4 protein-coding genes are annotated in these 5,067 nt (G+C 72.7%); 2 read left to right on the top strand and 2 right to left on the bottom strand.

Going from position 1 to position 5,067, the window contains the following annotated elements:
• Positions 1-109: 109 nt before the first annotated feature.
• Together ACR9ZG_RS17810 and ACR9ZG_RS17815 are read right to left on the bottom strand one after the other, a co-directional pair.
• Positions 110-937 (bottom strand): GNAT family N-acetyltransferase, encoded by an 828-nt coding sequence (locus ACR9ZG_RS17810; protein WP_481286183.1) that lies wholly within the window; start codon positions 935-937, stop codon positions 110-112.
• Positions 938-1,038: 101 nt separating this feature from the next.
• The gene (locus tag ACR9ZG_RS17815; RefSeq protein ID WP_481286184.1) at positions 1,039-2,652 is read right to left on the bottom strand and encodes a hypothetical protein; all 1,614 of its coding nucleotides are present in this window, start codon (positions 2,650-2,652) and stop codon (positions 1,039-1,041) included.
• A 217-nt stretch (positions 2,653-2,869) separates the two neighbouring features.
• On the opposite strand from ACR9ZG_RS17815, the gene ACR9ZG_RS17820 reads away from it, so the two are divergent.
• Both ACR9ZG_RS17820 and ACR9ZG_RS17825 read left to right on the top strand, forming a co-directional pair.
• A complete protein-coding gene (locus ACR9ZG_RS17820) occupies positions 2,870-4,612 on the top strand; it encodes an MFS transporter (RefSeq protein WP_481286185.1) in 1,743 nt (580 codons plus the stop codon).
• On the top strand, positions 4,596-5,066 hold the full coding sequence (locus ACR9ZG_RS17825) for a MarR family winged helix-turn-helix transcriptional regulator (RefSeq protein ID WP_481286186.1): 471 nt from the start codon (positions 4,596-4,598) through the stop codon (positions 5,064-5,066). Before ACR9ZG_RS17820 ends, ACR9ZG_RS17825 begins: the two co-directional genes overlap by 17 nt.
• The last annotated feature ends 1 nt before the right edge of the window (position 5,067 follow it).

The following is a 5,067-nucleotide window of genomic DNA, read 5'->3' on the forward strand; positions in this document are numbered from 1 at the left end:
GGGGGGGGGGGGCGGGGGGGGGGGGGCGGGGGGGGGGGGGGGGGGGGGGGGGGGGCGGGGGGCGCGGGGGGGGGGGGGGGGGGGCGCCCGCCCCCCGGCCGCGACGACATCACCCCGTGAACGCGAACTCGGTGCAGGTGCCGACCTCTCGGAAGCCGAACCGCCGGTAGAGCGAGCCGCCGTCCTCGGTCGCCTGCAGCACGGCCCAGCGGGCGGGTGCCTGGGGAACGGGTTCGTCCCGGACTCCGCGGAGGGCCGCCGCCATCAGCTGCGTGCCGAGGCCGCGTCCGCGGTAGGCCTCCAGGGTCGCGACACCGTAGACGCCGGCGACGCCCGCGCCGAGGAACACCTCCGCCCCGGCGACCGGGACACCGTCGAGCAGGGCGAGGTAGAAGCGGCTGCGCGGGTCGTCCGCCCAGCCGCGGGAGCCGCTCGCGAGTGTGAGGAACCGCTCCACCTCGGTCGCGGGCGGGTCCCAGTTCGCGGCGAGGACGGCGGCGTAGGCGCGGAGGTCGTCGCGCGTCCGCACCCGCCGGACCTCGGCGGGCCCGGTGGAGGCGGGGAGGGTGACCTCGTCGATCGCGACGGCCATCGCCTCCTCCGTCTCGCCAGGATGGAACCCCGCCGACGGCAGCAGCGCCATCGCCTCCGGAAGCGCGGCCTCGTCGGCGACCCACCACGAGAAGGGTCGGCCGGTCGCGCGGACCCGGTCGCCGATGACGGCGACGTCCTGGGCGGTGAAGCCGCGCTCGAAGGCGGCCCGCGAGACGGTGTTGTACGTGTCGTGCTGCAGTCCGCTGTCGGCGACCTGGAAGTCGCCGAAGCGGGCGACGGTCGCTCCGGGCACCGCCTGGTGGAGGAGCGCGGCGTGGCCGGCGAGGTTCAGCTCGCTCGCGCGCAGCAGGGCGGGCAGGTCGGAGGCGGGGGAGGCGGACATCGGTCTCCATTCTGCCGAGAGCCGCGCGGTCGGCGCGGCGACGGTCAGGACACGACGAAGGGTCGGCCCCGCGGGAGCGGAGCCGACCCTTCGCGCCAGGATCAGCGGGTCGCGCGGCGCTTCGAGCCGAGCGTCATCGCGATCGCCCCGAGGATCGCCATCCCGAGCGGGATCAGGAGGAGCGCCCCGTACGGCACCTCCGAACCGGTCTGCGCGAGCTCGGCGGACGCGTCGGACGTGAGCGGGTCACCGAGCGCACCGGCCGGGCGCACCGGGGACGGACCGGCCGGGATGATCGGGCTGGTGGGGGTCACGGGACCGTTCGGGCCGCCCTGGCCGTTCGGGACCGGGATGACCGGGCCGGAGGGATCGGTCGGGTCGGCCGGATCGGCCGGGTCGGTCGGGTCCGTGGGGTCGGTGGGATCGGTCGGATCCGTCGGCTCGGTCGGCGGCTGCGGGTCGCCGATCACCACGGTGACCGAGCGCTCGGTCCGGTTGGCCGCCTGGTCCAGCACCGTCGCGGTGAGCGTGACGACGGCATCCTTCGAGGTGTCGATCGGTTCGCCGTCCGGGATGGTGCTCGTCCGGGTCCACACGCCCGAGAGCGCGTCCTCCGCGTCGTATCCGAAGCGCGCGGCCTCGCCGACGTCGAGGAGCCGCGTGCCGTCGGGCCCGGGGCGTCCGATCTCGTCGATGGTCAGGGTCGGTGCGGTGTGGTCGGCCCACACGACGAGCGTCTTGTGCTCGCTCTCGTTGCCGACCTGGTCCACCGCCCAGTACTCGAACGCGTTCTCGCCCTCCTCGAGTGAGAAGTACATCCAGGGCGACCAGTCCGAGCGGGTGATCGTGCCGTTGGTCGCCGTGAGCTCCTTGACGCCCGACTCGTCGTCGTCGGCCACGAAGGTCACCTGTCCGCGCGAGGTCCACCCCGTGGGTGGAGTGATGAAGTCGGTCGCGACGGTCGGCGCGGTCGTGTCCTCGCCGAGGAAGGCGAACGTGAAGGGGATGCGCTGGACCGTCTCGATGCCCGCGCCGTTGACGACGGTGCCGATCCACTCGTAGGAGCCGGCGGGGAACTGGATCTGCTCGCCGATCCCGACGCTGGTGTGCCGCAGCGGGTCGTAGAGCTCGCAGCTCTCGACACCGGACTCGGGGTCGGAGCACGAGAAGTCGACCGTGATCGTCTCGTTGATGGAGTAGATCCCGCCCGGCACCGGCGTCGTCGCGGCGAAGACCGGCGGAGTGGGGTCGGCGGGCTCAGCGGGTGCCGGGTCGGTCGGCGCCGGCTCGGTGGGTGCCGGGTCGGTGGGCGCCGGCTCGGTGGGTGCCGGGTCGGTCGGCGCCGGGTCGGTCGGCGCCGGGTCGGTGGGCTCGGTGGGCGCCGGGTCGGTGGTCTCGGCCGGTGCCTGGTCCGTGGGCTCGGTCGGTGCCGGGTCCGTCGTCTCGGTCGGCTCGGTTGGTGCCGGGTCGGTGGGCTCGCTCGGCTCGCTCGGCGCGGGCTCGGCGGGCTCCGCCGGCGCCGGGTCGGCAGCAGGGGCCGCACCCTCCTCCGTCGGCGCCTGGACCGCGGCGAGCGGGCCTCCGGCCACGGTCTCCGCATAGGCAGGAGTGCCGACGGCGGGCGCGAGCAGGGCGGCGGCGAGTACGGCGGCGCCCAGCGGGAGGATCGCGCGCCTCTGCGATCGCGGTCTCCGGCGGACGTGGGTGGACGTCATGGTGTGTTCCTTCGGGTCGGTCGTCGGTGATGACCCCGACGCTACGGAGGAGGCGCGGCCGCCGGACCGGCCGCGAAACGGCTGCAACGATTCGCTTACGCAGCCCACCCTCCCGAATTCCATAGCACGGGCATATAGTTAACCCACCGCAACAACCTGCCCGCCCCGCTTTGCGCAGCGTCGCGCGACGATCGATCGCAAAGGACCCGTACTCCCCGTGCCCCGCTCCGGCATCTTCACCAAGGACCACCCGCACTACCGCTGGGTCGCCCTCTCGAACACCACGCTCGGCATGCTCATGGCGACGATCAACTCGTCGATCGTGATCATCTCGCTGCCCGCGATCTTCACCGGCATCGAGCTCAACCCGCTCGAGCCGGGCAACGTCTCCTACCTGCTGTGGATGCTGATGGGCTACATGCTCGTCACCGCCGTGCTCGTCGTCATGTTCGGCCGGATGGGCGACCAGTTCGGGCGCGTGCGCATCTACAACCTCGGCTTCGTCATCTTCACCGTCGCCGCCATCGCGCTGTGCCTCGACCCGTTCACCGGCGGACCTGGCGCGCTGTGGCTGATCGCGTGGCGATTCGTGCAGGGCGTCGGAGGCGCGATGCTGTTCGCGAACTCGACCGCGATCCTGACCGACGCCTTCCCCGCCCACAAGCGCGGCTTCGCGCTCGGCCTCAACCAGGTCGCCGCCATCGCGGGCAGCTTCATCGGCCTCATCCTCGGCGGGGTGCTGGCCGAGGTGGACTGGCGGGCCGTGTTCTTCGTGTCCGTGCCGTTCGGCGTCATCGGCACCATCTGGTCGTACAAGTCGCTGCACGAGGTCGGGCAGAAGAACCCGGGGAGGATCGACTGGCTCGGCAACGCGACCTTCGGCATCGGCCTGGTCGCCCTCCTCACGGGCATCACGTACGGCATCCAGCCCTACGACGACAGCTCGCAGGGCTGGGGCAACCCGTGGGTGATCGGCGCGATCGCGGCCGGCATCCTGCTGCTCGTCGCGTTCGTGCTGGTCGAGCGCCGGGTGCCGTCGCCGATGTTCGACATGAAGCTGTTCCGCATCCGCGCCTTCTCGTCCGGCATCTTCGCCGGCCTCCTCGCCTCCATCGGCCGCGGCGGCCTCCAGTTCATGCTGATCATCTGGCTGCAGGGCATCTGGCTGCCGCTGCACGGCTACAGCTACGAGTCGACGCCGCTGTGGGCGGGCATCTACATGCTGCCGATCACGATCGGCTTCCTCATCGCCGGCCCGATCTCGGGGGCGCTCTCCGACCGGTTCGGCGCGCGGGCGTTCGCGACGGTCGGCCTCGCGCTGGTCGCGGCCACCTTCATCGGGCTGCTGCTCATCCCGGTGAACTTCGACTACTGGGAGTTCGCGGTGCTGACCGGCCTGAACGGCGTCGGCTCCGGCCTGTTCTCGTCGCCGAACCGCACGGCGATCATGAACAGCGTGCCCGCCAACGAGCGTGGCGCGGCCTCCGGCATGGCGGGCGTCGCCCTCAACGCCGGAAGCTCGCTCTCGATCGGCATCTTCTTCTCGCTGATGATCGCGGGCCTGTCGACGAGCCTCCCGACCGCGCTGACCCAGGGTCTCACCTCGCACGGGGTGCCGCAGACGGTCGCCGCGCAGATCGGGCAGACGCCGCCGGTCGGCAGCCTGTTCGCCGCCTTCCTCGGCTACAACCCGATCCAGAGCCTCCTCGGGCCGACCGGGATCCTCGACAGCCCGAAGGTGGACGGCGCCACACTCGTCGGCAAGGAGTTCTTCCCGCAGCTGATCTCCGGTCCCTTCCACGACGGCCTGGTCGTCGTGTTCTGGGCGGCCGCCATCATGAGCATCATCGGAGCCGTGGCGTCGTTCCTCGGCGGAGCCAAGTATGTTCATGGGGAGACCGCGGCGCCCGCGCGGTCGACCAGCGACGAAGGCGAGGAAGTCGGTGCGAACCGAGCGTGACGGTACGGAACGGCCGACGGCCGAGGACGACGACGTCCCCGGCCGCCTGGCCCTCGCGATCGGCCGGCTGAACCGCCGCATCCGCTCCTCCACCGGCGGCCTGAGCCACGGCCAGCTGTCGGCGCTCTCGACCATCGTGCGCCGCGGCCCGCTGCGGCCGAGCGAACTGGCGGCGATCGAGATCGTCGCCGCGCCGACCATCACACGGGTGATCTCCGACCTGGAGGGACGCGGCCTCGTCGAGCGCTCGCCCGACCCCGAGGACGGCCGGTCGTTCTTCGTCTCGGGTACCGACGCAGGCCTGCGACTGCTCCTGGAGGCCCGCAGCGACCGCGCCCGCGCCGTGTCGGCCGTGCTCGCGGAGCTGACGCCGGCGCAGCGCCGAGCGATCGCGGCCGCGCTGCCCGCGCTGGAGGAGGCGGCGCAGCTGACGCCGCCCGCCTCCCGCCCCTGAC

This window comes from Leifsonia sp. KNZ12-8B (genome assembly GCF_056755495.1).